The organism is Paracidovorax oryzae ATCC 19882, assembly GCF_000687165.1.
Lineage (GTDB): Bacteria > Pseudomonadota > Gammaproteobacteria > Burkholderiales > Burkholderiaceae_C > Paracidovorax > Paracidovorax oryzae.
Genome location: NZ_JMKU01000043.1, coordinates 1 through 25,296 on the forward strand (window position 1 = coordinate 1; position 25,296 = coordinate 25,296).

32 protein-coding genes and 1 riboswitch are annotated in these 25,296 nt (G+C 69.9%); of the genes, 18 read left to right on the plus strand and 14 right to left on the minus strand.

Going from position 1 to position 25,296, the window contains the following annotated elements:
• A partial coding sequence (locus tag T336_RS25505; protein WP_035226857.1) for a peptidoglycan-binding domain-containing protein occupies nucleotides 1-318 on the plus strand: 318 nt, incomplete at its 5' end.
• Between the two features lie 60 nt (nucleotides 319-378).
• Here the strand turns inward: T336_RS25505 and T336_RS25510 are convergent.
• A complete protein-coding gene (locus tag T336_RS25510; protein WP_051647393.1) occupies nucleotides 379-834 on the minus strand; it encodes a hypothetical protein in 456 nt (151 codons plus the stop codon).
• A 173-nt stretch (nucleotides 835-1,007) separates the two neighbouring features.
• Nucleotides 1,008-2,933: a carboxylesterase family protein gene (locus T336_RS0121475; RefSeq protein WP_026434060.1), complete on the minus strand. Its 1,926-nt coding sequence runs from the start codon at nucleotides 2,931-2,933 to the stop codon at nucleotides 1,008-1,010.
• A gap of 151 nt (nucleotides 2,934-3,084) precedes the next feature.
• A riboswitch (cobalamin riboswitch) is annotated at nucleotides 3,085-3,358 on the plus strand.
• Between the two features lie 91 nt (nucleotides 3,359-3,449).
• Here T336_RS0121475 and cobM point away from each other — a divergent pair.
• From cobM to T336_RS0121535, 12 genes are all read left to right on the plus strand, one after another.
• Entirely contained in the window at nucleotides 3,450-4,340 is an 891-nt protein-coding gene (gene cobM / locus T336_RS0121480; protein ID WP_026434061.1) for a precorrin-4 C(11)-methyltransferase, read from the plus strand.
• Nucleotides 4,337-5,494: a sirohydrochlorin chelatase gene (locus T336_RS0121485; protein ID WP_026434062.1), complete on the plus strand. Its 1,158-nt coding sequence runs from the start codon at nucleotides 4,337-4,339 to the stop codon at nucleotides 5,492-5,494. The genes cobM and T336_RS0121485 overlap by 4 nt, the downstream gene beginning before the upstream one ends.
• A complete protein-coding gene (locus tag T336_RS0121490; RefSeq protein ID WP_026434063.1) occupies nucleotides 5,491-6,192 on the plus strand; it encodes a precorrin-8X methylmutase in 702 nt (233 codons plus the stop codon). Before T336_RS0121485 ends, T336_RS0121490 begins: the two co-directional genes overlap by 4 nt.
• Before the next feature lie 7 nt (nucleotides 6,193-6,199).
• The gene (locus T336_RS0121495) at nucleotides 6,200-7,327 is read left to right on the plus strand and encodes a cobalt-precorrin-5B (C(1))-methyltransferase (RefSeq protein WP_026434064.1); all 1,128 of its coding nucleotides are present in this window, start codon (nucleotides 6,200-6,202) and stop codon (nucleotides 7,325-7,327) included.
• A gap of 10 nt (nucleotides 7,328-7,337) precedes the next feature.
• Nucleotides 7,338-8,681, plus strand: coding sequence for a bifunctional cobalt-precorrin-7 (C(5))-methyltransferase/cobalt-precorrin-6B (C(15))-methyltransferase (locus T336_RS0121500; RefSeq protein ID WP_026434065.1), 1,344 nt, complete (start codon nucleotides 7,338-7,340; stop codon nucleotides 8,679-8,681).
• Nucleotides 8,678-9,550: a precorrin-2 C(20)-methyltransferase gene (cobI, locus tag T336_RS0121505; RefSeq protein WP_026434066.1), complete on the plus strand. Its 873-nt coding sequence runs from the start codon at nucleotides 8,678-8,680 to the stop codon at nucleotides 9,548-9,550. Before T336_RS0121500 ends, cobI begins: the two co-directional genes overlap by 4 nt.
• A complete protein-coding gene (locus T336_RS0121510; protein WP_026434067.1) occupies nucleotides 9,547-10,347 on the plus strand; it encodes a cobalamin biosynthesis central domain-containing protein in 801 nt (266 codons plus the stop codon). Before cobI ends, T336_RS0121510 begins: the two co-directional genes overlap by 4 nt.
• Nucleotides 10,348-10,361: 14 nt before the next feature.
• Nucleotides 10,362-10,790 (plus strand): cobalamin biosynthesis protein, encoded by a 429-nt coding sequence (locus tag T336_RS0121515; RefSeq protein ID WP_035226877.1) that lies wholly within the window; start codon nucleotides 10,362-10,364, stop codon nucleotides 10,788-10,790.
• Between the two features lie 53 nt (nucleotides 10,791-10,843).
• Nucleotides 10,844-11,509 carry an energy-coupling factor ABC transporter permease gene (locus T336_RS0121520; RefSeq protein ID WP_026434069.1) on the plus strand — a complete coding sequence of 222 codons (666 nt, stop codon included), beginning with the start codon at nucleotides 10,844-10,846 and terminating at the stop codon, nucleotides 11,507-11,509.
• 14 nt (nucleotides 11,510-11,523) lie between these two features.
• Complete coding sequence (gene cobJ, locus T336_RS25515; protein ID WP_084151497.1) at nucleotides 11,524-12,528, plus strand: precorrin-3B C(17)-methyltransferase; 1,005 nt, start codon at nucleotides 11,524-11,526, stop codon at nucleotides 12,526-12,528.
• On the plus strand, nucleotides 12,525-12,920 hold the full coding sequence (locus T336_RS0121530) for a (2Fe-2S) ferredoxin domain-containing protein (protein WP_026434070.1): 396 nt from the start codon (nucleotides 12,525-12,527) through the stop codon (nucleotides 12,918-12,920). The genes cobJ and T336_RS0121530 overlap by 4 nt, the downstream gene beginning before the upstream one ends.
• 184 nt (nucleotides 12,921-13,104) lie before the next feature.
• The gene (locus T336_RS0121535; protein ID WP_019700656.1) at nucleotides 13,105-13,806 is read left to right on the plus strand and encodes a DUF2076 domain-containing protein; all 702 of its coding nucleotides are present in this window, start codon (nucleotides 13,105-13,107) and stop codon (nucleotides 13,804-13,806) included.
• A 201-nt stretch (nucleotides 13,807-14,007) separates the two neighbouring features.
• Here T336_RS0121535 and T336_RS0121540 read toward each other — a convergent pair whose 3' ends face one another.
• Complete coding sequence (locus T336_RS0121540; protein ID WP_026434071.1) at nucleotides 14,008-14,904, minus strand: LysR family transcriptional regulator; 897 nt, start codon at nucleotides 14,902-14,904, stop codon at nucleotides 14,008-14,010.
• Nucleotides 14,905-15,001: 97 nt separating this feature from the next.
• Between T336_RS0121540 and T336_RS0121545 the strand changes: the two genes are divergently transcribed.
• Complete coding sequence (locus T336_RS0121545) at nucleotides 15,002-15,487, plus strand: carboxymuconolactone decarboxylase family protein (protein ID WP_019700657.1); 486 nt, start codon at nucleotides 15,002-15,004, stop codon at nucleotides 15,485-15,487.
• Here the strand turns inward: T336_RS0121545 and T336_RS0121550 are convergent.
• The 5 genes from T336_RS0121550 to T336_RS0121570 form a co-directional block, all read right to left on the minus strand.
• On the minus strand, nucleotides 15,448-15,759 hold the full coding sequence (locus tag T336_RS0121550; protein ID WP_019700658.1) for an antibiotic biosynthesis monooxygenase family protein: 312 nt from the start codon (nucleotides 15,757-15,759) through the stop codon (nucleotides 15,448-15,450). The genes T336_RS0121545 and T336_RS0121550 overlap by 40 nt on opposite strands.
• Nucleotides 15,760-15,790: 31 nt before the next feature.
• On the minus strand, nucleotides 15,791-16,099 hold the full coding sequence (locus T336_RS0121555; RefSeq protein WP_019700659.1) for a hypothetical protein: 309 nt from the start codon (nucleotides 16,097-16,099) through the stop codon (nucleotides 15,791-15,793).
• 12 nt (nucleotides 16,100-16,111) lie between these two features.
• Nucleotides 16,112-16,330, minus strand: coding sequence for a hypothetical protein (locus tag T336_RS0121560; RefSeq protein WP_019700660.1), 219 nt, complete (start codon nucleotides 16,328-16,330; stop codon nucleotides 16,112-16,114).
• Nucleotides 16,331-16,504: 174 nt separating this feature from the next.
• The gene (locus tag T336_RS0121565) at nucleotides 16,505-17,170 is read right to left on the minus strand and encodes a flavin reductase family protein (RefSeq protein ID WP_035226861.1); all 666 of its coding nucleotides are present in this window, start codon (nucleotides 17,168-17,170) and stop codon (nucleotides 16,505-16,507) included.
• Nucleotides 17,171-17,234: 64 nt separating this feature from the next.
• Nucleotides 17,235-18,149 carry an AraC family transcriptional regulator gene (locus T336_RS0121570; protein WP_026434073.1) on the minus strand — a complete coding sequence of 305 codons (915 nt, stop codon included), beginning with the start codon at nucleotides 18,147-18,149 and terminating at the stop codon, nucleotides 17,235-17,237.
• A gap of 65 nt (nucleotides 18,150-18,214) precedes the next feature.
• Here T336_RS0121570 and T336_RS0121575 point away from each other — a divergent pair, with 65 nt between their 5' ends.
• Nucleotides 18,215-19,501, plus strand: coding sequence for an MFS transporter (locus tag T336_RS0121575; protein ID WP_026434074.1), 1,287 nt, complete (start codon nucleotides 18,215-18,217; stop codon nucleotides 19,499-19,501).
• 52 nt (nucleotides 19,502-19,553) lie between these two features.
• Nucleotides 19,554-20,465, plus strand: coding sequence for a hypothetical protein (locus tag T336_RS0121580; protein ID WP_244884007.1), 912 nt, complete (start codon nucleotides 19,554-19,556; stop codon nucleotides 20,463-20,465).
• Between the two features lie 22 nt (nucleotides 20,466-20,487).
• On the opposite strand, the gene T336_RS0121585 is transcribed toward T336_RS0121580, so the two are convergent.
• The gene (locus T336_RS0121585; RefSeq protein ID WP_026434076.1) at nucleotides 20,488-20,859 is read right to left on the minus strand and encodes a hypothetical protein; all 372 of its coding nucleotides are present in this window, start codon (nucleotides 20,857-20,859) and stop codon (nucleotides 20,488-20,490) included.
• 441 nt (nucleotides 20,860-21,300) lie between these two features.
• Between T336_RS0121585 and T336_RS0121590 the strand changes: the two genes are divergently transcribed.
• A complete protein-coding gene (locus tag T336_RS0121590; RefSeq protein WP_084151498.1) occupies nucleotides 21,301-21,906 on the plus strand; it encodes a YopT-type cysteine protease domain-containing protein in 606 nt (201 codons plus the stop codon).
• A gap of 65 nt (nucleotides 21,907-21,971) precedes the next feature.
• On the opposite strand, the gene T336_RS0121595 is transcribed toward T336_RS0121590, so the two are convergent.
• Both T336_RS0121595 and T336_RS0121600 read right to left on the minus strand, forming a co-directional pair.
• Complete coding sequence (locus T336_RS0121595) at nucleotides 21,972-22,376, minus strand: HdeA/HdeB family chaperone (protein ID WP_026434078.1); 405 nt, start codon at nucleotides 22,374-22,376, stop codon at nucleotides 21,972-21,974.
• Nucleotides 22,377-22,529: 153 nt separating this feature from the next.
• The gene (locus T336_RS0121600; RefSeq protein WP_026434079.1) at nucleotides 22,530-22,961 is read right to left on the minus strand and encodes a hypothetical protein; all 432 of its coding nucleotides are present in this window, start codon (nucleotides 22,959-22,961) and stop codon (nucleotides 22,530-22,532) included.
• A gap of 58 nt (nucleotides 22,962-23,019) precedes the next feature.
• Between T336_RS0121600 and T336_RS0121605 the strand changes: the two genes are divergently transcribed.
• Nucleotides 23,020-23,394, plus strand: a complete 375-nt coding sequence (locus T336_RS0121605; RefSeq protein ID WP_026434080.1) for a hypothetical protein — start codon at nucleotides 23,020-23,022, stop codon at nucleotides 23,392-23,394.
• A 35-nt stretch (nucleotides 23,395-23,429) separates the two neighbouring features.
• Here T336_RS0121605 and T336_RS0121610 read toward each other — a convergent pair whose 3' ends face one another.
• The 3 genes from T336_RS0121610 to T336_RS25520 all read right to left on the minus strand — a co-directional run.
• The gene (locus T336_RS0121610) at nucleotides 23,430-24,038 is read right to left on the minus strand and encodes a protein-S-isoprenylcysteine O-methyltransferase (protein WP_026434081.1); all 609 of its coding nucleotides are present in this window, start codon (nucleotides 24,036-24,038) and stop codon (nucleotides 23,430-23,432) included.
• Nucleotides 24,039-24,241: 203 nt separating this feature from the next.
• Nucleotides 24,242-24,763, minus strand: coding sequence for a hypothetical protein (locus T336_RS0121615; protein WP_026434082.1), 522 nt, complete (start codon nucleotides 24,761-24,763; stop codon nucleotides 24,242-24,244).
• Nucleotides 24,764-25,118: 355 nt separating this feature from the next.
• Nucleotides 25,119-25,296: transposase (locus T336_RS25520; protein WP_035226844.1), on the minus strand; the 178-nt coding region annotated here is incomplete at its 5' end.

Below are 25,296 nucleotides of genomic sequence, written 5' to 3' on the forward strand. Positions count from 1 at the left end.
GCGTTCATGGACGCATACAACCAGATGGTCATGGCGCTGCGCAACTACAAGGCGCAGAAGGTCCAGGGCCAGGGCCTGGGCGGCGGCGGCCGGCTGGGCGTGGACGGCGGCGCGGCGCCGTCGCAGACGAAGGCGGGCGCATCGATGTCGGTGCGCGAGGCGCAGGCACGGCTCAATGCGCTGGGCTACGACGTGGGCGCGCCGGACGGCGGCATGGGCGCGAAGACGGCGAACGGGCTGCGGGCCTTCCAGAAGGACAAGGGCCTGCCGGTGACGGGCCGCCTGGACTCGGCCACCACCGACGCGCTCTCGCGCTGACACAGCTTCACGGCGGCCGGCGCACGCCCTCTGGAGTGCGCCGGCCTCGTGACCTGCCGATCAGCGTGCCACTTTCACCTTGGCGGCTGACTGCTGGACCGTGTGGGAGTAGTAGGCCCAGATATAAGCGCCTCCGGCACCCTCGTTGAGATCGGGGCCCACATGCGTCCATCCCGGGATCTGTGGCGGCGTGGATTCGTTGAGGGCGAGAAACATCAGGTTCGTGATGGGGGCCGCGCCGCCGCGCTTCCAGTACATGTAGATGTACTTGCCCCCCGCACCCTCGTTGAGGTCCACGGGAGACCATTCCCAGCCGGGAATGGAGTTCTGCTGGGCGCTGTCGTAGGCTTCGAAGCGCACATCGGTGATGGGGTTGGCGGTGCCTCGCTGATAACCCACGTAGATGTACTTGCCGCCGGCGCCCTGGTTCAGGTCCGTGGCGTAGAAGTCCCAGCCCTGCTGGTACAGGGGACCTGCGTTGTTGTCGGATTGGACGGTCAGATTGGTCAATGCCATTTTGGGTTCGATGGTTGGTTGCTTGCTTTCCGGAACCCCGATGAAATCGGGGTTCCCCCTCCCTCAGAGACTGAGGAGCCCCCATTTTTCCGTTTCGTGCCGCCAGGCGGAATGAATGTTTCCTGAAAATTCCTGAAGAGTTCCTGGCCCGGGTGCGCGGGCCAGGGGGAGGATCAGTTCCCTCCGATGGGCGCGATCGTGTTCCAGAGGGCGGAGCAGTTCGCGCCCTGGTCGAGCCGGGATGCGCTGACGCTGCTGTCGCCGGCCGTGTTCCATTGCGCCAGTGGCGATGACAGGTCTGCGTAGGGCGTCCAGCGCGTCGGCAGGCTGCCGGACGCGGCCCAGGGTGCCGGGCTGGACGGGTTGTTCACGAAGCTTGCCCAGGCGGCCGCCATGGCCTGCGACAGTGCCTGGTCCGCGCGGGGGACGGGCCGCTGCGGGTCCAGTTGCCCGACGGTATTGAATACGTAGGGTATTTCGTTGGCGTGGCAGACGTTGCCGGTCTCCGGCTGGCAGGCCGGGACAGGCGTGCGCTGCGGGCCCGTCCTGTACAGGTTGAAGATCGGTGCCTGCGCGAACAGGTAGCCGAAGGCCGGCAGCGCGGGGCTGGCCTTCGCGTTGGCTGCGGCCCCGCGGCCCGCCATGGCGAGGTTGCCGCAACGGAAGGCGAAGTCGTTGATGATGTTCGACATCGTCACGGCCGAGCGATTGGGCATGTACTCAGGGGCCGAGGCGGCGGGGGCCTTGTAGGGGGCTGCGCCCTGGACCGTGTAGCCGGTAATGGCCTTGGCGCCTTCGCGTCCCCAGACCCAGGGGATGACGATGTTGTTGACCGTGACGGGGCTGAGTTTGTCCTGCAGCTTCAAATAGGCCATGTCGGCGAAGACGACCCCCTCGTCCCGGTTGATGCCGAAGACGAACGGCTTCGCGGGCATGGGCCCGGTGGATGTGGTCGCGTAGCCGGCCAGGGGCTGCCCGGCGATGACCGTGCCGTCCAGGGTCGGCGACCAGGGCAGGCCATCCTGGACCTGCGGAGCGGCCTCGCCCAGCAGGGCGACCAGGGGCGGCACCGAGGTCTGCATCCTGGCCGTGGCATCGGGCTGGCCCTCCGACGACTGAGGCTTCAGTGACTGGGCATCGACAATGTCCTGGAAGCTGGCGTTCTTCAGGATGGGCTTGCCTGCCAGGCACTCCTTTTTCATGCGCTCGCAGAGCGCGAGACGGAAGAGTTCGCCCAACTCGTGGGCCTTGGCCGGTGTGCGGTACACGGACCCCACCGGATTGCTCTCCATGACCGCGGCCTGGAAGAGCTTCGCGCTGCCCGGCGCGGCGAACAGGTGCAGTCCGGTGGACATCGCGCCCGCGCTCTCGCCCGCGATGGTGACGCGCGCCGGGTCGCCGCCGAATGCGCGGATGTACTGCTGCACCCAATGCATGGCCTGCTGCTGGTCGAGGATGCCGAAATTGCCTGGGAGCGTGCCGCCCGGATCGACGCTCTTATCGACACGGCCGAGCGCCAGGAAGCCCAGCGCGCCCAGCCGGTAGTTGATGGTCACCACCACCATGTTGCCCGTGGCGGCGAGGTAGGAGCCGTCGAGGAGGTTGCCGCTGGGGGACGGCTGGTAGCCGCTGCCCTCGACGAAGGCGCCGCCGTGGATGAAGAGCAGCACCGGCAGCGGCCGGGACGCCCCGGGGGCCGACTGCGGCGTGAAGACATTCAGGTAGAGGCAGTCTTCGCTCTGGTTGGGGAAGACGGTGCGGTTGGGCTGCGGGCAGAAGGCACCTGGCGCCGTCTGCGGTACGTTGCTGCCGGCAGGGGCGTACAGCTGCGGCGGCTGGAACCGGTCTGCCTTGGCGTACCGGATGCCCAGGTAAGTGTTCACCGCCACGGGCGATCCGCCCGCGGGCGTGACCGAGGCCTGGCTTCCGCACGCGGACGCGCCGTTGCCGAACGTGGCGGTGGTGCCGCTGGCGCACGCGGGTGCCGGTGTGGCGGTGGCCTCGTGCTCCGTGCGGTGCGTGCTGCAGCCCGTGCCGGCCAGCACGGCGGCAGCGGAAAGCGCCAGCCAGGCGCCTCGGATGGTGTGTGGATGTCGCATGTCGGGTTCCCTCTCTCCATGTGTGGTGGCCGGGTGGCCGTTGCATTCGGCGCGAGCGCCTTGCCCATTCTTGGTGCAATCCAGGCCGGCCCGGAGGCGGTCACCTGAATCGTTCTGAAACGTCCTGAGCGGGCCCTGCGGCGCGCTCCCCCCTATACTTCCGCCCGTTGGTGCTCGCGTGGCCGTTTCCGGCCGCGCAGTTAAACGGGAACCAGGAAGGGCCGCTCCGCCACGGACGACGGCCCCGGCCTGGGCTGCCCCCGCAACGGTCAGCGATGGAAGGCGCATGGGCTCAGGCCAGGCGCCTTCGGCCCCTGGAACGACGTCCACTGGAATGCCCCCGCGGCATCCGGGAAGGGCCCGGGGAGCCCGGCATGAACTGCCGCGCCGCCAGCCCGGATACCGGCCGACGGGGGAGCGCGCGCCTTGGCGTGCATGCTCCATTTCACGGACCCTGCGGGGAGGCAGGGTGCGGGCGCGCCTGCCGCGGCGGGCGCATCTTTGTCGTCGCTTCCCATGCCAGATTCTTCGGCGCAGGCCAACGGGGCCTGCGACACCGCCGTCCCGGGACCGGGCACCGTCTGGTTCGTCGGTGCCGGGCCCGGCGATCCGGACCTCATCACCGTCAAGGGCCGTTCCCTGGTCGAACGCGCCGGGGCCATCCTGTTCGCCGGCTCGCTCGTGGACGAAGCCGCCACGCGCTGGGCACCCCCGGGCTGCACCATCGCCGACAGCAAATCCATGACGCTGGAACAGATGGCCGCGTGGCTCGTGCTGCAGGCGCAGAAGCACCGCACCGTGGTGCGCCTGCAGACGGGCGATCCGGCGCTCTACGGCGCGCTGGTCGAACTCGTGCAGCCGCTCGATGCCGCGGGCGTGCCGGTGCGCGTGGTGCCGGGCGTTTCGTCGGCCATGGCCTCGGCCGCCGCGGCGGTGGAGAGCTTCACGCTGCCCGAGGTCACGCAGACCGTGGTGTTCACGCGCGTGGAGGGCCGCACCCCCATGCCGCCCGGCGAATCGCTCGCCGAACTGGCGCGGCACCGCTGCACCCTCTGCATCTTCCTGTCGATCACCCTGCTGCACAAGGTGCAGGCGGGCCTGCGCGAAGCCGGCTGGCCGGACGATGCGCCGCTGCTCGTGGTGCACAAGGCCTCCTGGCCGGGTGAGGAACGCATCGTGCGCTGCACCGTGGCCGACGTGCGCGAGCGCTGCCGCGAGGCCCAGGTGGTGAGCCAGGCCATGATCATTGCCAGTCCCACGCTGGGCGCGCGCCATTGGCCCGAACTCGCCAAATCCAAGCTCTACGACCCGGGCTTCACCCACCGCTTCCGCCGCGCGACCGATGCGCCGCAGGGCACGGAAGCCACCAGTCCCCTGACGGACACCCCACAGGACCCCCCACGATGACGCACCTGCACGCTCCGCATGCCCCTGGGCACTCCCACGAACACGGCCACGACCATGACCACGGCGACCGCACGGGCCACGCTCCGGCCGCTGGCATCGGCGTCGGCGCCGCGCCCGCGCGTGCCGGCACCACCGTGCTGCTGGTCGGCCACGGCTCGCGCGAGCCCGAGGGCAACGACGAGATCCACGCCTTCGTGCGCCAGTGGCGCGAGCGCCAGCCCGGCTGGCGCATCGAGGTCTGCTTCATCGAATTCGCGCCGCCCGGCCTGCACGACGGCCTGCTGATGGCCGCCAGGGGCAGCACCCGCGTGCTGGTGCTGCCGCTCATCCTGAACGCGGCCGGCCACGTGAAGATGGAGATCCCCGAAGCCATCGAGCATGCGCGCGCGCACTGCCCGGGCGTCGAATTCCTCTACGGCCCGCACCTCACGGCCTGCGAACCCATCCTGGCGATCATGCAGCGCCAGCTGCGCCGCTGCATGCAGAAGCTCGACATGCCCGACCCCACCACCACGGGCGTGGTGCTGCTGGGCCGGGGCTCGTCCGACCGGCAGGCCAACGGCGACGTCGCCAAGATGGCGCGCTGGCTGCAGGAGGACAGCCACCACGAATTGGTCGAGATCGCCTTCACCGGCATCACCTGGCCGCGGCTGGAGCGCGTGGTGCAGCGCCAGGCGCTGCTGGGCATGAAGCAGATCGTGGTGCTGCCCTACTACCTCTACACCGGCACGCTGATGCAGCGCATCGGCCGGCAGGTGGAGCATCTGCGCGTGCAGTACCCGCAGCTGCGCTTCGCGCAGTCGGGCCACTTCGGCATGGAGCGCGAGATCTTCGAGCTGCTGGAGCAGCGCGTGGCCGACCTGCAGGCCGGCCTGCCCGACAGCCGCCTGCCCTGCGACGGCTGCAAGTACCGCGAGATCGCCCACGACCTGGGGCACGGGCACAGCCACGAGCACACGCATGCCCATGCGCCCGTTGCCATCGCTGCGGGGGGCGCTGAGCACGCACACGCACAAGCGGATGACCATGGGCACGCTCATGGGCATGGCGACCACGGCCATGAACACGGCCACGCCCATGGGCACCCGCACGGCCACGATCACGATCACCACCACGCGCACCCCGCCCCCCAGCCGGCCGGAGCCACGGCATGAGCACGGTCAACACCGTCACCGAACAGCTCACGCGCGCCGGCCAGGCCATCGAGCACGACAGCTTCGCCATCATCGACGCCGAGGCCGGCCCGCACGCCTACACGGCGCAGCAGTGGCCCATCGTGCGCCGCATGATCCACGCCAATGCCGACTTCGAATTCAACGGCCTGACCGACTTCCACCCCGATGCGGTGGAGGCCGGCATCGCCGCCCTGCTGCGCGGCGGCGCGCCCGTGGTGGCCGACGTGGAGATGATCTGCTCGGGCCTGTCGCAGCCGCGCCTGGCGCACTTCGGCATGCGTACCCACCAGTTCATCAGCGACGCCGACGTGATCGCCCGGGCCCAGGCCGAGGACACCACGCGCGCGGTGCAGGCCATGCGCAAGGCGCACCGGCAGGGGCTGCTGCAAGGCGCCGTCGTCGGCATCGGCAATGCGCCCACGGCGCTCATCGAACTCGTGCGCCTGATCCGCGAAGAGGGCGTGCGCCCCGCGCTGGTGGTGGGCATGCCGGTGGGGTTCGTGTCCGCCGCCGAATCCAAGGACCTGATGGCTGATGTGGTCGAGGTGCCCTGGATCGTCATCCGCGGCCGCAAGGGCGGCTCCACCCTGGTGGTGGCCGCGCTGCACGCGCTGCTGGCGCTGGCCGAGGCGCGGCAGAAGCAGCAACAGCCGCAACAAGGCGCCCCCGGAGGCTGAGCCAGCCATGATGGAGAAAACCGTCCGCCGCGGCACGCGCACCGGCTTCACCACCGGGGCCTGCTCCGCCGCCGCCGCGCGCGCCGCCGTGCTGGGCCTGGTGGGTGGCGCCGTGCCCGAGGCGGTGGACTGCCTGCTGCCCAACGGCGACGTGGTGCGCTTCGCGGTGAACGACGGAACCTGCGAAGGTGGCCAAGTTGCGCACGCCATGGTCATCAAGGACGCGGGCGACGATCCCGACTGCACCGACAAGGCCCACCTCACGGCCGACGTGCGCGTGCTGCCCGGCCGCGCGGGCGAGGTCGTGCTGTGCGGCGGCTTCGGCGTGGGCACGGTCACCATGGCCGGCCTGGGCCTGGAAGTGGGCGGCCCGGCCATCAACCCCGTGCCCCGCCGCAACATCGAAGACAACGTGCGTGCCGTGGGCGGCCCGCTGCTGGAGCATGCCGGGCTGGAAGTGACCATCTCCGTGCCCCAGGGCGTGGAGATGGCCAAGAAGACGCTGAACGCGCGCTTAGGGATTTTGGGCGGCATCTCCATCCTGGGCACCACCGGCATCGTCAAGCCGTATTCCACGTCGGCCTACCGCGCCAGCGTGGTGCAGGGCGTGCAGGTGGCCGCCACGCTGGGCCACGGCGTGGTGGTGCTCACCACGGGCGGGCGCACCGAGCAGTTCGCGATGAAGGAGCGGCCCGAACTGCCCGCTGCCTGCTTCGTGCAGATGGGCGACTTCCTGCGCTACGCGCTCGACGAGGCCGTGGCCCAGGGCCTGCGCGAAGTGGTCATCGGCGGCATGGTGGGCAAGCTCACGAAGATCGCCCAGGGCGAGACCATCACCCACGCCAACCGCGCCGAGGTCGATACGCAATTGCTGGCCGAGCTGGCCGCCCGCGTGGGCGCGCCGCCCGAGGTCTGCGCCGAGATCGCCGCCGCCGAGACCGCGCGCTTCGGCGCCGAACGCATGCAGGCCCTGGGCCTGGGCGAGCCCTTCCACCATGCGCTGGCACAGGCCGTGGTGCAGACGCTCACGGCGCCCGACCGCTACGGCGACCGCTTCCACCTCACCGTGCTGGTCTGCGATTTCGACGGCAGCAAGATCACCGAGGCCGCCTCCGGGCCGGCCGCCAACGCATGACCGCATGACGATGACGACGACGAACCCGCTCGAAAAAGACCCCCAGCCCTGCCGCGTGATCGGCGTGCTGGACGACGGCGCCGCCAGCCTCGGCGCCACCGCGCTCGCGCTGCTGCGCCGCGCCGACCTGGTGATCGGCGGCACGCGCACGCTGGCGCTGCTCGAAGACGACATCGCCCCGCAGGCCGTGCGGCGCGATCTGACCGGCTGCCTCTCGTCCGTGCCCGGCTGGATCGCCGAGGCCCGCGCCGCCCACCAGTCCTGCGTGGTGCTGGCCACGGGCGACCCGCTCTGCCACGGCATCGCCAGCTACCTGGCCTCGCGCCTCTGTATCCAGGCGCTGGAGGTGATGCCCAACGTCTCCACCCTGCAGCTGGCCTGCGCCCGCCTGGGCCTGGCCTGGCAGGACGCGCGCATCGTCTCCGTCCACGCCAAGGATGCCGGCGAATGGACCGTGGGCGCCGCGCCCGCGCACGGCCTCTACGCGCTGGCCCAGGCCGTGCGCCAGCACGACCGCCTGGCCGTGCTCACCAGCCCCGACAACACGCCCGCGCGCATCGCCCGCCTGCTGGTGGCCGAGGGCCTGGGCGAGGACTTCCAGATCAGCGTGGCCGAGCGCCTCTGCACGCCCGACGAGCGCGTCTGGGCCGACATGGCGCCAGCACAGGCCGCCGCGCAGGACTTCGCCGACCCCAACGTGGTGCTGCTGGTGCGCACGCGCCAGCGGCCCGACGCCGTGCGCTTCGGCCTGCCCGATGCGGCCTACCACCAGCGCCAGCCGGACAAGGGCCTGATCACCAAGCAGGAAGTGCGCGCCGTCTCGCTGGCCCGCATGCAGCTGCGCGCCACGAGCCGCGTGTGGGACATCGGCGCCGGCAGCGGCTCCGTGGGGCTGGAGGCCGCACGCCTGTGTCCGCAGGGCCATGTCTGGGCCATGGAGAAGAACGAGGGCGACGTGGAGATCGCGCGCCGCAACGTGCGCGATTTCGGCGTCTCCAACCACACGCTGGTGCACGGCAAGGCGCCCGAAGGGCTGGATGCCTGGCCCGACCCGGACGCGGTCTTCATCGGCGGCTCGGGCGGCGAGCTGGCCGAGCTGATCGCGCTGTGCCTCGCGCGCCTGCGCCCCGGCGGCTGGCTGGTGATGAACTTCGTCACGCTGGAAAACCTGGCCGCCGCCACCCAGGCCCTGCAGGCCGCCGGCGCCGCATGGGACGTGCTGCAGCTGCAGGCCGCGCGCAGCAAGCCCATCCTGCACATGCACCGCATGGCGGCAGAGAACCCGGTGTGGATCGTCTGCGCGCAGGCGGGCAGCGCCGGGGCCGCGGCGCCGGCCGTGGAGGAGGGCGCATGACCGAGCTGACCACGATATCCCCAGCACAGCCGCAGGCCCCGCAAGGGCAGCCGCTGGGCCGCCTGATCGGCGTCTCGCTCGGCCCCGGCGACCCCGGCCTCATCACCCGCGCCGCCTGGGCGCAGCTGCAGCGCAGCGACGCCGTGTGGACCTATCCGGCCCGCAGCACCAAGACGCCCAGCTACGCCTTCGACATCGTGCAGCGCGCCGGACTCGCGCCGCCCGCCACGCACCAGACGCTGCTTTTCCCGATGACGCACGACGGCGACAAGCTCGCCCGTGCCTGGATGCGCGCCGCCGACACCGTGCTGCCCTGGCTGCAGGCCGGGCAGGACGTGCTCTTCCTGGTCGAAGGCGACGCCAGCACCTACGCCACCTTCGGCCACCTGGCGCGCACCGTGCGGGCGCTGGATGCGCGCATCGAAGCGCCCGTGATCGCCGGCGTGAACGCCTTCACGGCGGCCTGCGCCACGCGCGGCATGCCGCTGGCCGAGCAGGACGACACCATCGCCATCGTGCCCGCCGCCTACGGCGTGAGCGCGGTGGACCGCCTGCTGCCCGACTTCGACACCCTGGTGCTGATGAAGGTCAAGCCACTCATGGACGACCTCATCGACTGGCTGGAGCGGCGCGAGCTGCTGCCCCACACCCAGTTCATCGAGCGCGTGGGCGCACCCGACGAGCGCTGCGTGGCAGGCACCGACCTGCCCGCGCTGCGCGGCACCAAGGTCAGCTACCTCTCGCTCATGGTGGTGAAGAACCCGCACCGCATCCGCGGCGAGCGCATCAAGGGCTGCCTGAAGAAATCCTCGCCCGCAGCCGCTGCTGCCGGCCAACCCCTGTCCGACGAACCGGAGCTTGCCGAATGACGACCGCCACCACTCCCGCCGCGCCCGACGTGGTGCTCTCCGCCCCCGCGCAGCCCGCCGCCGAGGTGCGCGTCTGCCTCGTCGCCATCACCCGCCACGGTGCCGCCCAGGCCGCGCAGCTGGCGCGCGACGTGCCGCAGGCGCACGTCTGCACCGCCGCCAAGTTCGCTGCGGCCTTCGAGGGCCTGCCCAACACCGTGCGCGCCTACGAAGGCGCGCTGCGCGACGAGATCGCGCCGCTCTTCGCGCAGTACGACCAGCTGGTCTTCTTCGTCTCGCTGGGCGCCGTGGTGCGCCTGATCGCCCCGGTGCTGAAATCCAAGGACGAGGACCCCGGTGTCACGGTGGTGGACGACGCGGGCCAGTTCGTCATCCCCGTGCTCTCGGGCCACGTGGGCGGCGCCAACGAATGGAGCGAGCGCATCGCTGCGCTGATCGGCGCCACGCCCGTGCTCACCACCGCGTCCGACGTGGGCAAGACCATTCCCGTCGATATCCTCGGCCGCCACCTGGGCTGGCGCGTGGAGGCGCCCAAGATCAACATCACCCGCGTCTCGGCCCACGTGGTCAACGGCGAGCCCATCGCCGTCGTGCAGGAGGCCGGCAGCCCGCACTGGTGGAACCGGCCCACGCCGCTGCCCGCCAACATCGTTTGCCTCGCCGACTGGAGCGGCGTGGATCCCGAACGCTTTAAGGCCGTTCTGTGGATCACGCACGACGAGGTGACGCCCGAGCGCTGGGCCGCGTGGCACGAGCGGCTGGTGGTGTACCGCCCGCCCGTGGACGCCGCTGCGTGAGCACCGAACACGCCATGCGCCTGGCCATCGGCCTGGGCTGCGACCGCGGCACGCCCGAGGCCACAGTCGAGGCCTGCCTGCGCGAGGCGCTGGCCCAGGTGGGCGCGCAGATCGCCCAGGTGGCCCTGGCCGCCAGCATCGAGGCCAAGCAGGACGAAGCCGCCTTCCTCTCGCTGGCCGCGCGCCACGGCTGGCCGCTGCGCTGGTACGCCGCCGCGCAGCTGGCGGCCGTGCCCGTGCCCAACCCGTCCGAGACCGTGCTGCGCTACATGGGCACGCCCTCGGTCAGCGAAGCCGCCGCGCTGCTGGCTGCCGGCGCGGCCGATGCGTCGGCCCTGGTGGTCGAAAAGCACCGCCTGCGCGGGCCCGACGGGCGCAATGCCACCGTGTCCATCGCGCGCATTCCGCCGGCCCCGCAAGGCCCCTCCGATTCCGGCGGCTGAGGCCTCTTGGGCACTCCAGCCATTGACTCCACCCAACCCTTGAAAGGTCCACCATGCATATCGAAATCGGCATCCTCTCGCAGGACAAGATCGCCTATGCCTCCGTCGCCGCCACGGCGCTGCTGGGCGCGCACGCGCTGCCCCTGCTCAAAAGCCCCACGGCCTGGCTGCGCACGCTGCTGGCCGCCTTCTTCTTCAGCGTGCTGATGCAGGTCTGGCACATGCCCATCGGCCCGTCCGAGCTGCACTTCGTCGGCGCCATGCCCATCTACCTGCTGTTCGGCTTCATTCCCACGCTGTTCGGCTTCGGCCTGGGGCTGCTGGCCCAGGCCCTGGTCTTCGAGCCGCAGGATCTGGCACACCTGGCCGTCAACTTCCTGAGCCTGGCCGTGCCGCTGGTGGCCGTGCACCACGGCCTGGGCAAGCGCCTGGAACGCATCAGCATCGCCAACGTGCTCAAGCTCGACGCCGTGTACTACGCGGGCGTCACCCTCATGGTGGGCTTCTGGCTCTCCATCAGCAGCGACCCGGCCCCGGTGGCCGACTGGGCGCTGTTCGCCGCGTCCTACCTGAGCCTGGTGGCCGTGGAGCCGCTGCTGACCATCGCCATCACCCTGGGCGCCACGCGCCTGCGCGGCCGCCGCTGGCTGGCCGCCTGCATCGACGAAGGCACGCTGCAGCGCATCGCCGCGCCCGCATCGCAGGCCATCGCTGCCTGAAGGAAAGAACGCACATGTCCGCAGGAAAGATCATGCTCGTGGGCATCGGCCCCGGCAGCACCGACCACATGACCGCGCGCGCCCGCGCCGCCATCGCCGAAGCCGACACCATCATCGGCTACGTCACCTACATCAAGCTCGTGGCCGATCTCATCGAAGGCAAGGAGATCATCCGCAAGTCGATGACCGAAGAACTGGACCGCGCCATCGAATCGCTGGCCCGCGCCCGCGAGGGCAAGAAGGTCGCGCTCATCTCCTCGGGCGATGCGGGCGTGTACGGCATGGCCGGCCCCACGTTCGAGGTGCTGTTCCAGGCCGGCTGGACGCCGCCCGCCTTCGACGAGAACGGCGTGGTCGAGCCCGGCGGCATCGAGGTCGAGATCGTGCCCGGCGCATCGGCCCTCAACAGCTGCGCGGCCCGCGTAGGCGCGCCGCTCACGCACGACTTCTGCGCCATCTCGCTCTCGGACCTGCTCACGCCCTGGCCCACCATCGCGCGCCGGCTGGACGCCGCCGCCATGGCCGACTTCGTGGTCGCGCTCTACAACCCCAAGAGCGGCCGCCGTACGCGCCAGATCGAGGAGGCCCAGCGGCTCTTCCTGCGCCACCGCAGCCCCGACACCCCCGTGGCCATCGTCAAGAGCGCCTACCGCCGCCGCGAGCGCATCGAGTTCGCCACGCTCGCCACCATGTGCGATGCCGACATCGGGATGCTGAGCACCGTGCTCATCGGCAACAGCAACACCACCCTCCAGCACGGCCTCATGGTCACGCCGCGCGGCTACGCCAACAAATACGACGTGGAAGGCGGCGGCGCCACGCGCGAGGGCGAACGGCCCGGCCGCTCGCTCTCCACGGGCCTCAACGGCTGGCTGGAGAACCTGCAGCTCGACCACGCCGCCGGCGAAAGCATCGAATCGCTGGCCCTGCGCCATCGCCTGCCGGCCGACTACATCCGCGACACCCTGGCCCAGCCGCTCGTTATCGCCGAGGCCGCGACGACCGAGGAAGAGGCATGAGCACCGACACCCCCACGACCACCGCCCCTGCAACCGCCGCGTCCGAAGGCGTACGCGTGGTCGTCAAGCCCAAGATCGGCAGCTACCGCCGCCACATCCTCATCTGTACCGGTCCGCGCTGCGCGCAGGAGGGCCAGGCCCAGGCCCTCTTCGACAGCCTGGGCGAGAAGTTCAAGGCTGCGGGCCTCAACGACGGCGACCTGCGCGTCAAGCGCAGCCGCGTGAGCTGCTTCGCCGCCTGCAAGGGCGGCCCGGTGATGTGCGTACAGCCCGACGGCACCTGGTACTACGACGTCACGCCCGAGAACATGGACCGCATCATCGAGCAGCACCTGGTGGGCGGGCAGCCGGTGGAAGAGCTGGTGTTCCACCAGGGGCCTACGGGCGCGTAGGGCTGCCGCGCCATCCGTTGCCTGGTGCTGTCCGGGTGCACAGTCATTGTCCAGCACGCCGTGCAGGTCGAGGTCGGCGGACTTGCGTGCCTTCGTCGACCATGCGCGCCTGCACCGGGAACTCGCCAATGAGCGCGGGATCAGATGCGCATACCCTTCATCCACCGGGCAAAGGAATGTGACGATGACCCCGAACGAACGCCCGCTGCTCGACGACCTGCTGCAACGCCTGGTCCACGCCGGCCCGGCAGCCAAGGACAGCGAGGCCGACAGCCGCATCCACCAGGCGCTGGCCGCGCAGCCCGACGCGCTCTACCTGCTGGTGCAGCGCTGCCTGTTGCTCGAGCGCGGCCTCGCGCATGCACAGGAAGAAGTCGCACGGCTGAAGCAGGCCGCAGACAGCAATCGCAGCTTCATCGGCGCCGACCTGGAGCAGGGCTTCGGCCGCGCCCCGTCGCAGGCCTACAGCCCGGGCACCGCCGCAGCGCAACCCACGTCCATGCCGCAGCAAGCCCCCCCGGCGGGCTACGCGCAGCCGGCACCCGCTCCGGGCTGGCGCGACCGCCTGTTCGGCAACGCCAGCGCGCCGGCTGCGGCCGCCCCTGCAGGGCCGGGCTTTCTGGGTACCGCCGCCAGCGCGGCGGCCGGTGTGGCCGGCGGCATGTTCCTGTTCAACGGGCTGGAACACCTGCTGGGCAACCGCGGCAGCGCCGTGGGCAATGGCCTGCTGGGCGGCGGCGAGCTGCTGCCGCAGGAAACCGTGGTGCAGAACATCACCAACGAGAATTTCTACGACAGCCGCGGCAACGACGACAGCCGCGACGCAGGCTGGTTGCCCGACGACAGCGGCCCGGCCTTCGACGACGACGGCGGGAACTTCCTCTGAGGGGCGAAGGCTTCGTCGAAGTCGCATCGCTGCGACCGGCAGGAATGATGTGTCCACGGAACCGGACCAATTCCCGTACGAGTAACGCTATGGAAGGAGTCGCGAGGCTCATCCCAGGCCGCACTCATCCGAGGCTACGCACCCCGGGACGATCAGATCGGTTGCCGCACGGACCGCCATCCGCAGGGCAACATCTCGATGTCAGGCGTGCGATGTCCGCATCACGCCACCGGCCCTGGACAGCAGCGCGCGCAGCGCAGTCTGGCCGGACGGCGTGACGAGACCGATGCCGAGGGCCAGCGCATCGCCCTCGGCCAAGCGCCGGTAGGCCACGCCAGCGCGCCGCAGCCCGGTAAAGGAACTGGCCAGCAGTGCCATGCCCCGGCCGGCCGCCACCTCGGCCAGCAGGACGTGGTGGTCCGCCGGCTCGCGGAGCTTGGGCGGGGCGAAGCGGTACCGCTCGAACACCTGCTGGCAATGGTCGTAGAACGCGGGCTGCCGGGCGCGTTCGAACCAGAAGACGGGCTGCTGCGCCAGGTCGGACAGCCGCAGCATCCGGCGCCGGACCAGGGGGTGCGCGGAGGGCAGCGCCACCACCATGGGCAGGCGGTCGATCTCCAGCACATCGAGCCCGCGCACATCGGTGGGCAGCGCGATGAAGGCGGCATCGAGCCGGCCCGCGCGCAGCTGCCGCACCAGGCGTGGCGACGTGTCCGAGACCACCTCCACGCGAATTCCGGGCTGCAGCGCCTGCGCACGGTCGGCCAGCCCGCGGAACCAGGCCGGCTCGGCCGCGCTGGTGAGACCCAGCCGCAGCGTGGCAGGCACGGCGGCGCCCTGGAAGGCGGCCTCCGCCTGCCGCAGCAGATCGGCCACGCCGCGTGCGTAGGGCAGCAGCCGGCGCCCTGCCTCGGTGAGGCTCACGCCTCGGGCGTGGCGGTCGAAGAGCGGCATGCCCAGCCGTGACTCCAGATCGTGGATCGCGCGGCTCAGGGGAGGCTGCGACAGGTGCAGCGCCTCCGCCGCCTGGCGGAAGCTCAGGGCGTCGGCCACGGCCAGGAAGAGGGCGAGCGAGCGGGAGTCGAGCTTGGAAGACATACCGAAAAGGTATCACCGAAACGGTCATTCCCAGGATTCCGCAAGCTGCCTACATTCGCGGACGACCCCCAACCAAGACCCTCGAAAGGAACCCCGCATGCGGCACGCGTCCCCATCGACCCATCCCCTGGCCACGCCCCCCGGTACCGGCAGCGCGCGCCATGAGCGCGGCACCCGCATGCTCGCCCAGGTGGACGGTCCCGCCGGCCTGGCCGTGGTGGAGCAACTGGCACAGTCCTTCCCGGATTTCGCGCGCCTGCTGGTGGAATTCCCCTTCGGCGACATCTACGCCCGGCCCGCGCTGGGCCTGCGCGAACGCGAACTGGCCACCGTGGCGGCCCTGTGCGCCATGGGCCATGCCCTGCCGCAGCTGCGCGTGCACGTGCATGCCGCGCTGCACGTGGACTGTACCCCGGCCGAGATCGTCGAGGTGGTGATGCAGATGGCCGTCTATGCCGGCTTCCCGGCCGCGCTCAATGCGCTGGGCGTGGTGCGCGAGGTGTTCGCCGCGTCGGGCATCGCGCTGCCGTTGCGCGGCGAGGGTCAGGACGCAGGGGACGAGGCTCCATCGACCGCCGCATAGTGCGACACGACGGGAAACGGCTCGTAGAAGTGGTGCAGCAGCCGCTTCCATTCCTGGTACTGCAGCGAGCCGCGAAAACCCTGCTCGTGTGCCTCCAGCGTGTCCCACTCCACCAGCAGCAGGTATTCGCCCGTCCGTTCGATGCAGCGCTCGAGCCGGTGCGACCGGTAGCCCGGCATGGACGCGATGATGCGCTGTGCCTGCAGGAAGGCGGCTTCGAATGCCGCTTCCTGGCCGGCGCGCACTTGCAGGGGAGCTGCTTCGAGAATCATCCGGGGTCTCCGTGGTGACGATCGCGGCGCGTCACCGGGATGTGCCAGGCCCACGCAGCAGCCAGCGCAAGGCTGCTCCGACCAGGTACAGCGACAGCGCCGCCGGCAGCGTGAACATCGAACCCCAGGCACCCACCATGAACATCGTGTACGCCATGTCGGAAAGCCCCGGCGCGGCGGCGCAGTGCATGCCCGAACCCTCGTTGCCGGAGCACTCCAGCAGCGTGGCCAGCGGCCACCAGGCCAGCAGGAGCACGAGGGGCGCCAGGCCCAGGAGCGTGCACAGCGCACCGAACCAATGGCGGGCGAGAAAGGGGAATCTCCGGCGGAGCGTGCCCATGCGAGGCTGGCCTTACTTCCGGCCGCCCACCGTCAGCAGCAGCCCGCCCACGGCGATGGCGCCGATGCCCAGCCACAGCGGAACGTTGACGCGCTCCTGCTCCTTGGCGGAGATCTCCAGCGGTCCCAGCTTCACCACCGTGGTGTCCTTGGTATAGCTGAAGCCTCCATAGGCGAGGCCGAGCGCGCCGGCCACGATGAGGGCAAGGGCGACGAGTCGGGTGGCGTTCATGGTGTCGGTTCTCCGGATTGAGGCCCCTGTGTGAGGCAGGTTGGGCAGCGTTGAGAGCAAGATAAAGATACCGGGCTCAAGCATAAATCCTGGGAAGCCGTCCGGGCTGTGGATGCCGCCGGAAAGCTCAGGAAACCAGAACAAGAAAAGTACGCATGGACGCGATGGCACGCCTCACCGCGGCCGGTACATCTTGAACTTCTGCTCCGGCCCCACCGAGAAATAGTCCGCGGGCCCCCCCGCGCGCAGGATGTGCCCGGCGCTCGCCGTGTCGTATATCCCATCCTTCAGCAGCGCCGTGTCGATGTGGATCGTCACCACCTCGCCCAGCACCAGCCAGGTGGGCACCTGCACCCCGTCCGCGCCCTGCAGCTGCAGGATCTGCGTGCACCGGCATTCGAAGGTCACGGGGCTTTCGGCCACGCGCGGCGGCGCGACGCGCTCGGAGGCCAGGGGCGTGAGCCCCGCCAGGGCGAACTCGTCCACCTCGGGCGGCACGGCCGCGCAGCTCTGGTTCATGGCCTCGGCCAGGTCGCGGGTGGCGAGGTTCCACACGAACTCGCCCGTGGCCTGCACGTTGGCCAGCGTGTCCTTCGCGCCGATGCTGGCGAAGCCCACGATGGGCGGCACGTAGTTGAACGCATTGAAGAAGCTGTAGGGCGCGAGATTGCGCACACCCGCCGCGCTCTGCGTGCTGATCCATCCGATGGGGCGCGGCCCCACGATGGCGTTGAAGGGGTCGTGGGGCAGCCGGTGGCCCTGGCGCGGCTGGTAGCTGTGGAAGCGCGCATCGGGAGAATTTGGAGTGGGTGCATTCATGCGCAGGCACCATACCGGCATTGGCGCGCCCCTGCAACGCCGCACCCGGCGCAGCCACCGCGCCAGTGGTTCAAGGGGGCGCGGCTCATGCCTGCAGGCCCAGGAACCGCGCCGGCGGCACGCCCACCGCGCGCCGCACCATGGCGCTGAAGGCGCTGGGGCTGCTGTAGCCCAGTTCGGCCGCGATCTGGTTCACGGGCCGGCGCCCCGCCGCCAGCGCCACGGCCTGTGCCAGCAGCACCTGCTGGCGCCACTGCGTGAAGGTGGTGGACAGGTCCTGCCGGAAGAGCCGCGCCACCGTGCGCGGACTGGCACCGGTGTCGCGCGCCCAGTCCGCCAGCTTCTCGTGGCGCGTGGGATCGGCCAGTACCGCCTCGCACAGATGGCGCAGGCGCTTGTCGCGCGGCAGCTGCACGCCCAGGCGCACGGCGCTGGCGCTGCACAGTTCTTCGCGGATCAGCGCGCTCAGAAGGCGTTCGCGGCGCAGGACCTCCGGCGCAGGCGGGGGCGCGTCGTCGCTCCCGGTGGGCATCTCGCACACCAGCGCGCGCAACAGCTCGGACATCTCCAGCACGCGGCACTGGCGCCACAGGGCATCTTCGGCCCGGGCCATGCCCGGGCCGCAGCGCCCGCGTGCCTGGTGCAGGTACAGCGTGCGCATGTCCGCGTCTTCCACCACCGTGACCGCATGCTCCACGCCCGGAGGGATCCACACCGCGCGCGACGGCGGCACGGTGTACGTGCCTTCGGCCACCGTCAGGCGGATCACGCCCGTGGTCGATACGGCCACCTGCGCCCAGGGGTGGCAGTGCGGCATCACCTGCGTGCCTGCCTTCAGCTGGCGGTGCTTGGCGCGCATCGGCCGTGCCGCGCTGGGCACGAAAAGATGCGGCGTGAGCGAGGGCACGAAAGCCACCATGCGCCGCTGTGGGGCGCGTGGCAGGGGCGGTGCGGAGCGCTCGGCAGGCCGGGCGGCGGGCGGCTTGGCGGAGTTTGGCATGTTCTCGACAGCGATTGGCAGACTATCGTAATTCAGACGCGGGCCGCCTGCCTAAGATCACCGGCATGACATCGACCCATGCGCCCGCCGCGGCGACCGCTCACGCTACGCTGCGCGAAGACGCCCGCACCATCGGCCTCATCGGCCTGGCGCACGGCTCCTCGCACTTCTTCCACCTGCTGCTGCCGCCGCTGTTCCCCTTTCTCATCGCCGAGTTCGGCTACAGCTACTCCGAGCTGGGCCTGCTGGTGTCGGTGTTCTTCGTGATCTCCGGCGTGGGCCAGGCACTGTCGGGCTTCATCGTGGACCGGGTCGGCGCGCGTCCGGTGATGTTCTTCGCGCTGTCGAGCTTCGTCCTCTCCGGCCTCGTGGCCAGCATCGCCACCGGCTATGCCGGGCTGGTGGCGGCCGCGGCGCTGGCGGGCCTGGGCAACGCCCCGTTCCATCCGGTGGACTTCACCATCCTCAACAAGCGCGTGTCGCCCCAGCGCCTGGGCCACGGCTTCTCGGTGCACGGCATCTCCGGCAACCTGGGCTGGGCCACCGCTCCCGTCTTCATGGCCGGCATCACCGCGGCCACCGGCTCGTGGCGGGCGGCCTGCCTCTGCGGCGGCCTGCTGGCGCTGGTCATCCTGTCCATCATGGTCCTGAACCGCGACGCGCTCGACGACCGCCGGGGCACGGCAGCGCCCGCTACGGGCAAGCCCGGCGCCGCCAGCGCGCCAGTTGGCGCCCCGGCCGAACACCCCATGGCCTTCCTGCGGCTGCCCTCCGTCTGGTTGTGCTTCTCGTTCTTCTTCTGGACCACCTGCTCGCTGAGCGTCATCCAGAGCTTCGCCGGCCCCACGCTGCAGAAGATGTACGGCCTGCCGCTGTCCGTCACCTCCATGGTCGTCACCGGCTACATGCTGTGCGGCGCCGCCGGCATGGTGGTCGGCGGCTTCCTGGCCGGCCGCGTGGTCCGGCTGGAGCGCACCATCACCGTCTGCCTGCTGGCCACGGCCGTACTGCTCGTCGCCGCGGGTACCGGCCTGTTGCCCGGCATGGCCGCCATGGTCTTCGTGGCGCTGGCAGGCGTGGGCACCGGCCTGGCCGGCCCTTCGCGCGACATGCTGATCAAGCGCGCCGCGCCGCCCGGCGCCACCGGCCGCGTCTACGGCACGGTGTACTCGGGCCTGGATCTCGGCTTCTGCGTGGCTGCCCCGGTGTTCGGCGCCATGCTGGACGCGGGCATGACCTCGGGCATCTTCTACGGCTCGGCCGCCGCCCTGGTGCTGGGTGTGGCCTCGGCGGGCGTCGTGGGCATCGGCGTCGCAGCCAGGGCGCGCGCGCAGCGCATGGCCGCGGCATGAACGGCCGCCCCACTGCATCCGCATCCCGAGGGGGCGCGGCGCGTTGCCGGGCGTGCTGATCGAGCAGCTGCACGGCGGGGAGTGCCTGCGCATCCGCGTGCGGCCGCGCCTGCTGGCAGCGGCCATGCTGCTGGCCGGAGGCATGCTGGCGGTGCTTCCCTGCGTCGTGGCTGCGCTGTGGGCGGGTGATCCGCAGGCCCGTGCACGCCTCGCGTCGGAAGGTCCGTGGGCCGTGGCGGTGCTGGTCCTGTGGGGCGTGCTGGCCTGCGGCGCGGGCATCGCCCTCCTGCGCTTCGCGCCCCGCAGCCGCGAAGCCCGGCTGTCCCGCCTGGAGGGTACCGGCGAAGCCCTGCGCCATTTCCGGGGAGCGCCGAGCGTGCGCGACATGGGCGTCATCCTCTCGCACATCGACGCCATCTGGCTGCGCCGCGTCCCGCATGGCCGCGGCGTTCTGCGGCGCGAAGAACTGGTCCTGCGCTGCGTGCACGGCGGTCCCCGCGTGCTGGCCTGGGTGGTCCTGCCCCGGGCCGGCGCATCCTCGCGCCTGGACGCAGCGGCCCGCGCGGCCGGTGGATTCCTGGGCGTACCCGTGGCGTTGGAAGGGGAGCCGCTCCCGCCGCGGTCAGCCACCCGCAGGCGGCAGGTGCGTGGCCTGACGAAAGTGGCCGAACCCCCGGTGGACACGCCCCGGCTGCGCGCGCCCGGCCGCTGCATGGCGGCTGCCGGCGCCATGCTGGCCGCCCTGTTCGCGGCCTGGCTGGCGTGGCAGGTCGTCGGTGCCGTGCAGACTGGCCACCTCGTCGTCCACCCCCGGGCGGGCGGGGTGCGGCACTACGACTGGAACGCCGCGCCAGGCCCGTTCGCCATCCAGCTGGTGTTCACCGCGGCGCTGGCAGCGCTGTGCACGCTGATCGCCTGGCTGGCCGCGAAAGTGGCGTTGGGTGGGTGGAATCGTTCCGCCTGAACCGTTCGCCCGCGCGGGACCGTCAGGCCTTGCGCTCCAGCTCCCGGGCATAGCGGTGGCTCACGACGCCCAGGATGATCCCGAACACGATGAACCCCAGGCCGATCGCATCGGCGAAGCTGGGCCACGGCCCGCGCCCCTGGCTGGAAAACACGATGAAGATGGCCCCGGCCCCGATGAAGAAGATGGGTGCGAGGAAACGGTTGCGCCGCTGCGCCGAGAGCACGACCGCGCTCTGCTGCACCTGCGAATGCAGCGTGCGTGCCTTGGTTTCGCATTCGCCCGCGCAGCAGATGGAATGGCCCAGGTCGGTCGCGCAGGCCGGGCACAGTCCCTTGTTGCAGGCGCGGCAGGTGCCGACAGCATCCGAGTCATGGTGTACGAAGCATTTCATGGCGTTCTCCTGTCTTGGCCCGGCAAGGGGCTTCGCTTCCCTGCCGGGCTACCCGTGTCAGACAGACTCTAACGTTTTCTCTTTCTGCGCCGCAGCTTCGCGCGCAGCCAGGGCCCGCTGGTGGTTTGCGAATGGAATGGCGCCCATTCTCGGAAAAAAGCAAACGCCATGGACCACCGAATTCGCAGCACGGCCCCGCACCTCCGGGCCTATGGCCCACCGCTGGCCAGCACATCCCATCCCGCCTCCGCATCGGATCGCCCTTGCGTCCACGCGGACCAGCCGCCGGTGCCCGCCCGGCCGCAGTCACCGCTGATTTCTGCGCGTATGCTTGCGCCAAGGGCATGCCTGCCGCCCGGCAGAACGGGCCCCTGCACCGGCAGGGATCTGCTGCATTCCGCGGCAGGGCGCGCTTCCGGCCCTGCACACTCCCGCGCCCGCATGGCTCTCTCCCGCACCGGCTCTTCGCCGGGAGAGGGGGCGTCTGCGATCCCCTATTGCAAAGCCGAGTTGGTGGGGGCGAATGTCGAGGGCATCTGCCTGGGCCTCGTTGCTGAATGGCTTCGCCGCCTGGACCAGAGCCCGGTCGACCGCGTGGCCGCATTGGCGCGGGGAACCGCAGGCCATGCAGTGGCCGGCCAATGGCAGCGGCATTACGCGGACGACAAGGCCGCACGGCGAAGCCGCGGCTCGGAGACCGCGGCCGCGGACTTGCAGGCACAGAATGCCGTGCTGTGCGCCGCAGGCCTGCGCCCGGCGGAAAGCGACGAGCTCTACGACTGGATCACGCCGGGGGTGCTTCCCTATGTGGCCGGCACCATCGCCGAGACGGGGGCGAAACATCTGCTGGGAATGTATTTCGCCAACGGAAAGGCGCACACCATCGCGGCCTCGTCATCGGGCAGGCGGATCTCGCTCTTCGACCCCAACCATGGGGAATTCGAAGCACGGCCACGCGAAGTGGAAAACCTGCTGCAGAGACTGGTGGACCGTTACAGGGAGGATGGGCATGTCCTGATGAACATCACCCTGCAGGCCCTGCATTGACGCCGCTGTCCAGGTCGACTGCGCAGGCCTGCGGTGTCGCGGGCCGCGCGTCCGCTACCAGCCCGTCACTTGGCCTTCGAATGCCCGTGCGCCGCCGCCCCCTCGGACGCCATGCTGCTGGCCATCACCTTCGCATAGGCGGACTTCGTCAGGTGCACCGAGCAGTACTGGTCCAGCTCGGGCTTGATCTTCTCGATGGCGTCCTCCTCGAACACCGCTTCCTTCTTGCCGCCCTGCGTGTGGCCCACGGCGTAGTAGATGAACTTGGGCTTGATCGTTTCGTCCATGCCGACATAGTCGGAGCAGGTGGTCTTCACCAGCGGCTTGCGGGCCTTCGCGGCCGGCGCCGTGGCGGCCGCCGGGTTCGTGGCCGCTGCCGACGGTGCCGCAGGGCTCGGCGTCTGCGCCATGGCCGCTGCGGCGGCCAGGGAGGAAAGGGTCAGGACGGACAGGCGGGCAAGAACTCTCATGGTGGTCACTCCTCGATCGAATGATGATGGGCTCCGGTGCGTGCACCGCATCGGCGGCGGCATGCCGGTACCGTGTCGTCCGCCCTTGCGACAGTGAAATCGCCAGGGCTTTCAACGACGATTTCATCCTAGGACTGCAGACTTAGAGAGGACTTAGAGAGGCGGCGCTTGCGGCCGGGGCTGCACATCGATGCCCGTCCACGCATGCTCCGCATCCGTCTCCATCGCCACATCGAACACCTCGCCCATGGAAGGAAAGCGCAAGCGATAACGCAGCACATGGGCGTCGAAACGGAAGTCTTCCGCGAACCCCTTCACCGCCACCTCCAGCCGGGCGATCGCCCAGGCCTGCACATCGACCAGGGCGGCGCAGGTGACGGGGCCCTCGCCGTAGTCGGTCGTGAGCCACTCCTGGGCCACGACGACGCGCGAATCGGGTGACCAGCACAGCGGCCTGCCGAAGATCCGGTGCGGCACCTCGCGGCCATCGATGGCCAGCCGGAAGTACTCCGGCCCGAAGCGGATCTCGCCCTCGAAGTGCAGGGCTGCGCGGTGCTGGCCATCGACAGAGCGGGTCGTGTGCATGCGCGCAAGCCTACACCGCCGCTTGATGGGCATCGCGGCGGGCTGGCTACACTGCCTCATGATTCCCAAACAATCGAGCAACAAGTGGGCGGCTGCGGGCTGCATGGCGGTGGCGCTGGCTTCGGTGGGCGCGAGCGCGCAGTTGCGCGAGTACCTGCGTGCGGACTGGGACCCCATCACCTACCAGTTGGCAGGAACGCAGGAAGTCCAGACGCTCTGGATCGGAAGCTCCTATACGCAAAGGCCGGATGGCGCATGCGACGAGGTACGGACCAGCCTGGTCGATCCCTCCGCATTCGATGCGTCGAAGGAGCAGGCCGAGGCGCCTGCCACCAAAACCGAGCGGCTCGTTGTCCGGTGCCGCCCGGTACCTCCAGGCAGCCGCGGCCCGGTGTTTCCGCCCACCAAGGCTTCGCCCTTCTTTCCCATGTGAGATGCCGACGGCGGCACGCCCTAGGCAAGCACCGGTCAGGCGATGCGCCGCCGCGGCACCAGCCGCGGAATGACCGCGCCCGTGGTCCGCATGTAGTCGCGGTACGCCTGCCCGAACTCATCGCACATCATGGCCTCCTCGCGGGGAATGCGCACGATGCAGAGGATGGCCACCGCTACCAGCGCCGAGGGCCCCGCGATGGCATTGGGCAGCAACAGGGCCTGCGCCACGCCGAACAGCAGGAACGCGGCATACATCGGGTGCCGCACCACGCGGTACACGCCGCGCTGGACCAGTTCGTGGCCGTGCCGGATCTCCAGCGTGATCGACCACCATGTGCCCAGCTCCGCGTGGGCGCGCCAGAACACCCAGAGGCCTGCAGCCCAGACCAGTGCACCGGCATACGGCAGCACGTCGGGGGCGGCGTCGTGCGAGGCTCCATCCAGCCAGGGGGTGAAGATGTACGCCAGTGGAAGCACCATCTGCCCGATGGCCACGAGCACGATCAGTGCCTTGTCCTGGCGGCTGGAATGGTTCGCCCTGGAAGGCCCGGCGGCGCGGGCGCGGCGTTGATAGACGGTGCGGATGGCCTGGTAGGCCAGCAGGCCGACGAGGAATGTCGCCTGCGGAGCGTGAAGATGCATGGGTTCCCTCTCTGTTTTTTTGCCCTGCCGTTCGGGTCGGCATGCGCAGGCCATTCTGTCCCGAGACATGGATGGGGAGCAGTACCCAAAGCTTTGCATTGCCATCAATGGCGCCTTGGGCTCACTTTCCATGCGGCCAACCGCATGCTTGCGGCCCACATGCCTCCGGCCTCGCTATCCAGGCATGTGAAGGTTCGTTACCGTCAGCCAGCACAGCGCTTGTGAAAGCGCCCCTCTGCCTTGATGGTGGTGTAGGTGGCGTTCAGGTCGGCACGGATGCCTGGTCCGATGTACACCGGATCAGCAATGATCCCGTCGCACACGAATTCGCCTTTGTATTCAAAGATTGCTGTCTCGACCACCACGGTCGTGCCGCTCAGCAGCTCATGCAGTGGCGTGGTCAGGCCTTTCACGGCGTATGCATTCTTCAGATCGGCATCCAGCATGAGTGCATACCGGGTCGTGCTCCGCAAGTAGAACCATCGCCCGGCGCGCATTGTCGGAAGCACGCGCTCGATCTGCGATGGCAACCCGTGACTCGTGGATTTCACCATTTCCATGGCACGGTGAAGACGGCCCATGTCGGCCTTCACCAAGTTCCTGGCTTTGGCAAGATCCTTGATCAGGCTCCTGGTGAGCTTCTTGCCTTCGTTGATCAGGACCTGAGTAAGAACGGCTTCATACGCCTCGATGAATTGCATGGCATCGTCGTGTGGCAGCAGCATGGCGTGGTGATCCGTCGGTGTCGTATCTCAAGGCGGTGGAGCTGTGCATGGTACCCGGCTGGGCCGACGGCGGCCCAGCAAACGTCCCCCGGATCGGCCCATCAAATCGTATCCTAACTAGCAAACATCACTTGATTTTCAGGAGAAATTAAGGGAAGTTGGACATTGACGCTTCAGTGGTGCAAGATACGAGCTAGGGAAGGTCTGCAAAACCCCTTTCCGACGCCCCGCGGCGGGGATGAATCGGGGGTGATTTTTCGCGATGTGCGAGACCAGACTGATTCCCCGCGCGAAATGCCCATCCAGCAGGCAGATTTGGCCCGTGCAGCGGCCCTTGGGCGCATTCCAGGCGCACTCATGCCTGCATCGCCAGCAACTGCCGGCGTGCCATCCACACATTGCCCAGCGCAAACATCACCTGCAGCCGCGCCGTGTTCTTGGCCAGGCCCCGGTAGCGCACCTTGGCGTGACCGAACTGCTGCTTGATCACCCGGAACGGGTGCTCCACCCTGGCCCGGATGCTCGCCTTGATC

Excerpts from the sequence above, each read along its gene's own strand:
- T336_RS0121555 (WP_019700659.1), bottom strand. The coding sequence starts at position 16,099 with ATGGGCACGCTCCGCCGGAGATTCCCCTTTCTCGCCCGCCATTGGTTC.
- T336_RS0121495 (WP_026434064.1), top strand. The coding sequence starts at position 6,200 with ATGATGGAGAAAACCGTCCGCCGCGGCACGCGCACCGGCTTCACCACC.
- T336_RS0121610 (WP_026434081.1), bottom strand. The coding sequence starts at position 24,038 with ATGCATCTTCACGCTCCGCAGGCGACATTCCTCGTCGGCCTGCTGGCC.
- T336_RS0121520 (WP_026434069.1), top strand. The coding sequence starts at position 10,844 with ATGCATATCGAAATCGGCATCCTCTCGCAGGACAAGATCGCCTATGCC.
- T336_RS25510 (WP_051647393.1), bottom strand. The coding sequence starts at position 834 with ATGGCATTGACCAATCTGACCGTCCAATCCGACAACAACGCAGGTCCC.
- T336_RS0121550 (WP_019700658.1), bottom strand. The coding sequence starts at position 15,759 with ATGATTCTCGAAGCAGCTCCCCTGCAAGTGCGCGCCGGCCAGGAAGCG.
- cobJ (WP_084151497.1), top strand. The coding sequence starts at position 11,524 with ATGTCCGCAGGAAAGATCATGCTCGTGGGCATCGGCCCCGGCAGCACC.
- T336_RS0121490 (WP_026434063.1), top strand. The coding sequence starts at position 5,491 with ATGAGCACGGTCAACACCGTCACCGAACAGCTCACGCGCGCCGGCCAG.
- T336_RS0121560 (WP_019700660.1), bottom strand. The coding sequence starts at position 16,330 with ATGAACGCCACCCGACTCGTCGCCCTTGCCCTCATCGTGGCCGGCGCG.
- T336_RS0121605 (WP_026434080.1), top strand. The coding sequence starts at position 23,020 with ATGATTCCCAAACAATCGAGCAACAAGTGGGCGGCTGCGGGCTGCATG.
- cobI (WP_026434066.1), top strand. The coding sequence starts at position 8,678 with ATGACCGAGCTGACCACGATATCCCCAGCACAGCCGCAGGCCCCGCAA.
- T336_RS0121585 (WP_026434076.1), bottom strand. The coding sequence starts at position 20,859 with ATGAAATGCTTCGTACACCATGACTCGGATGCTGTCGGCACCTGCCGC.
- T336_RS0121530 (WP_026434070.1), top strand. The coding sequence starts at position 12,525 with ATGAGCACCGACACCCCCACGACCACCGCCCCTGCAACCGCCGCGTCC.
- T336_RS0121500 (WP_026434065.1), top strand. The coding sequence starts at position 7,338 with ATGACGACGACGAACCCGCTCGAAAAAGACCCCCAGCCCTGCCGCGTG.
- T336_RS0121575 (WP_026434074.1), top strand. The coding sequence starts at position 18,215 with ATGACATCGACCCATGCGCCCGCCGCGGCGACCGCTCACGCTACGCTG.
- T336_RS0121565 (WP_035226861.1), bottom strand. The coding sequence starts at position 17,170 with ATGCCGGTATGGTGCCTGCGCATGAATGCACCCACTCCAAATTCTCCC.
- T336_RS0121485 (WP_026434062.1), top strand. The coding sequence starts at position 4,337 with ATGACGCACCTGCACGCTCCGCATGCCCCTGGGCACTCCCACGAACAC.
- T336_RS0121595 (WP_026434078.1), bottom strand. The coding sequence starts at position 22,376 with ATGAGAGTTCTTGCCCGCCTGTCCGTCCTGACCCTTTCCTCCCTGGCC.
- T336_RS0121600 (WP_026434079.1), bottom strand. The coding sequence starts at position 22,961 with ATGCACACGACCCGCTCTGTCGATGGCCAGCACCGCGCAGCCCTGCAC.
- T336_RS0121570 (WP_026434073.1), bottom strand. The coding sequence starts at position 18,149 with ATGCCAAACTCCGCCAAGCCGCCCGCCGCCCGGCCTGCCGAGCGCTCC.
- cobM (WP_026434061.1), top strand. The coding sequence starts at position 3,450 with ATGCCAGATTCTTCGGCGCAGGCCAACGGGGCCTGCGACACCGCCGTC.
- T336_RS0121545 (WP_019700657.1), top strand. The coding sequence starts at position 15,002 with ATGCGGCACGCGTCCCCATCGACCCATCCCCTGGCCACGCCCCCCGGT.
- T336_RS0121515 (WP_035226877.1), top strand. The coding sequence starts at position 10,362 with ATGCGCCTGGCCATCGGCCTGGGCTGCGACCGCGGCACGCCCGAGGCC.
- T336_RS0121615 (WP_026434082.1), bottom strand. The coding sequence starts at position 24,763 with ATGCTGCTGCCACACGACGATGCCATGCAATTCATCGAGGCGTATGAA.
- T336_RS0121510 (WP_026434067.1), top strand. The coding sequence starts at position 9,547 with ATGACGACCGCCACCACTCCCGCCGCGCCCGACGTGGTGCTCTCCGCC.
- T336_RS0121475 (WP_026434060.1), bottom strand. The coding sequence starts at position 2,933 with ATGCGACATCCACACACCATCCGAGGCGCCTGGCTGGCGCTTTCCGCT.
- T336_RS0121590 (WP_084151498.1), top strand. The coding sequence starts at position 21,301 with ATGGCTCTCTCCCGCACCGGCTCTTCGCCGGGAGAGGGGGCGTCTGCG.
- T336_RS0121540 (WP_026434071.1), bottom strand. The coding sequence starts at position 14,904 with ATGTCTTCCAAGCTCGACTCCCGCTCGCTCGCCCTCTTCCTGGCCGTG.
- T336_RS0121535 (WP_019700656.1), top strand. The coding sequence starts at position 13,105 with ATGACCCCGAACGAACGCCCGCTGCTCGACGACCTGCTGCAACGCCTG.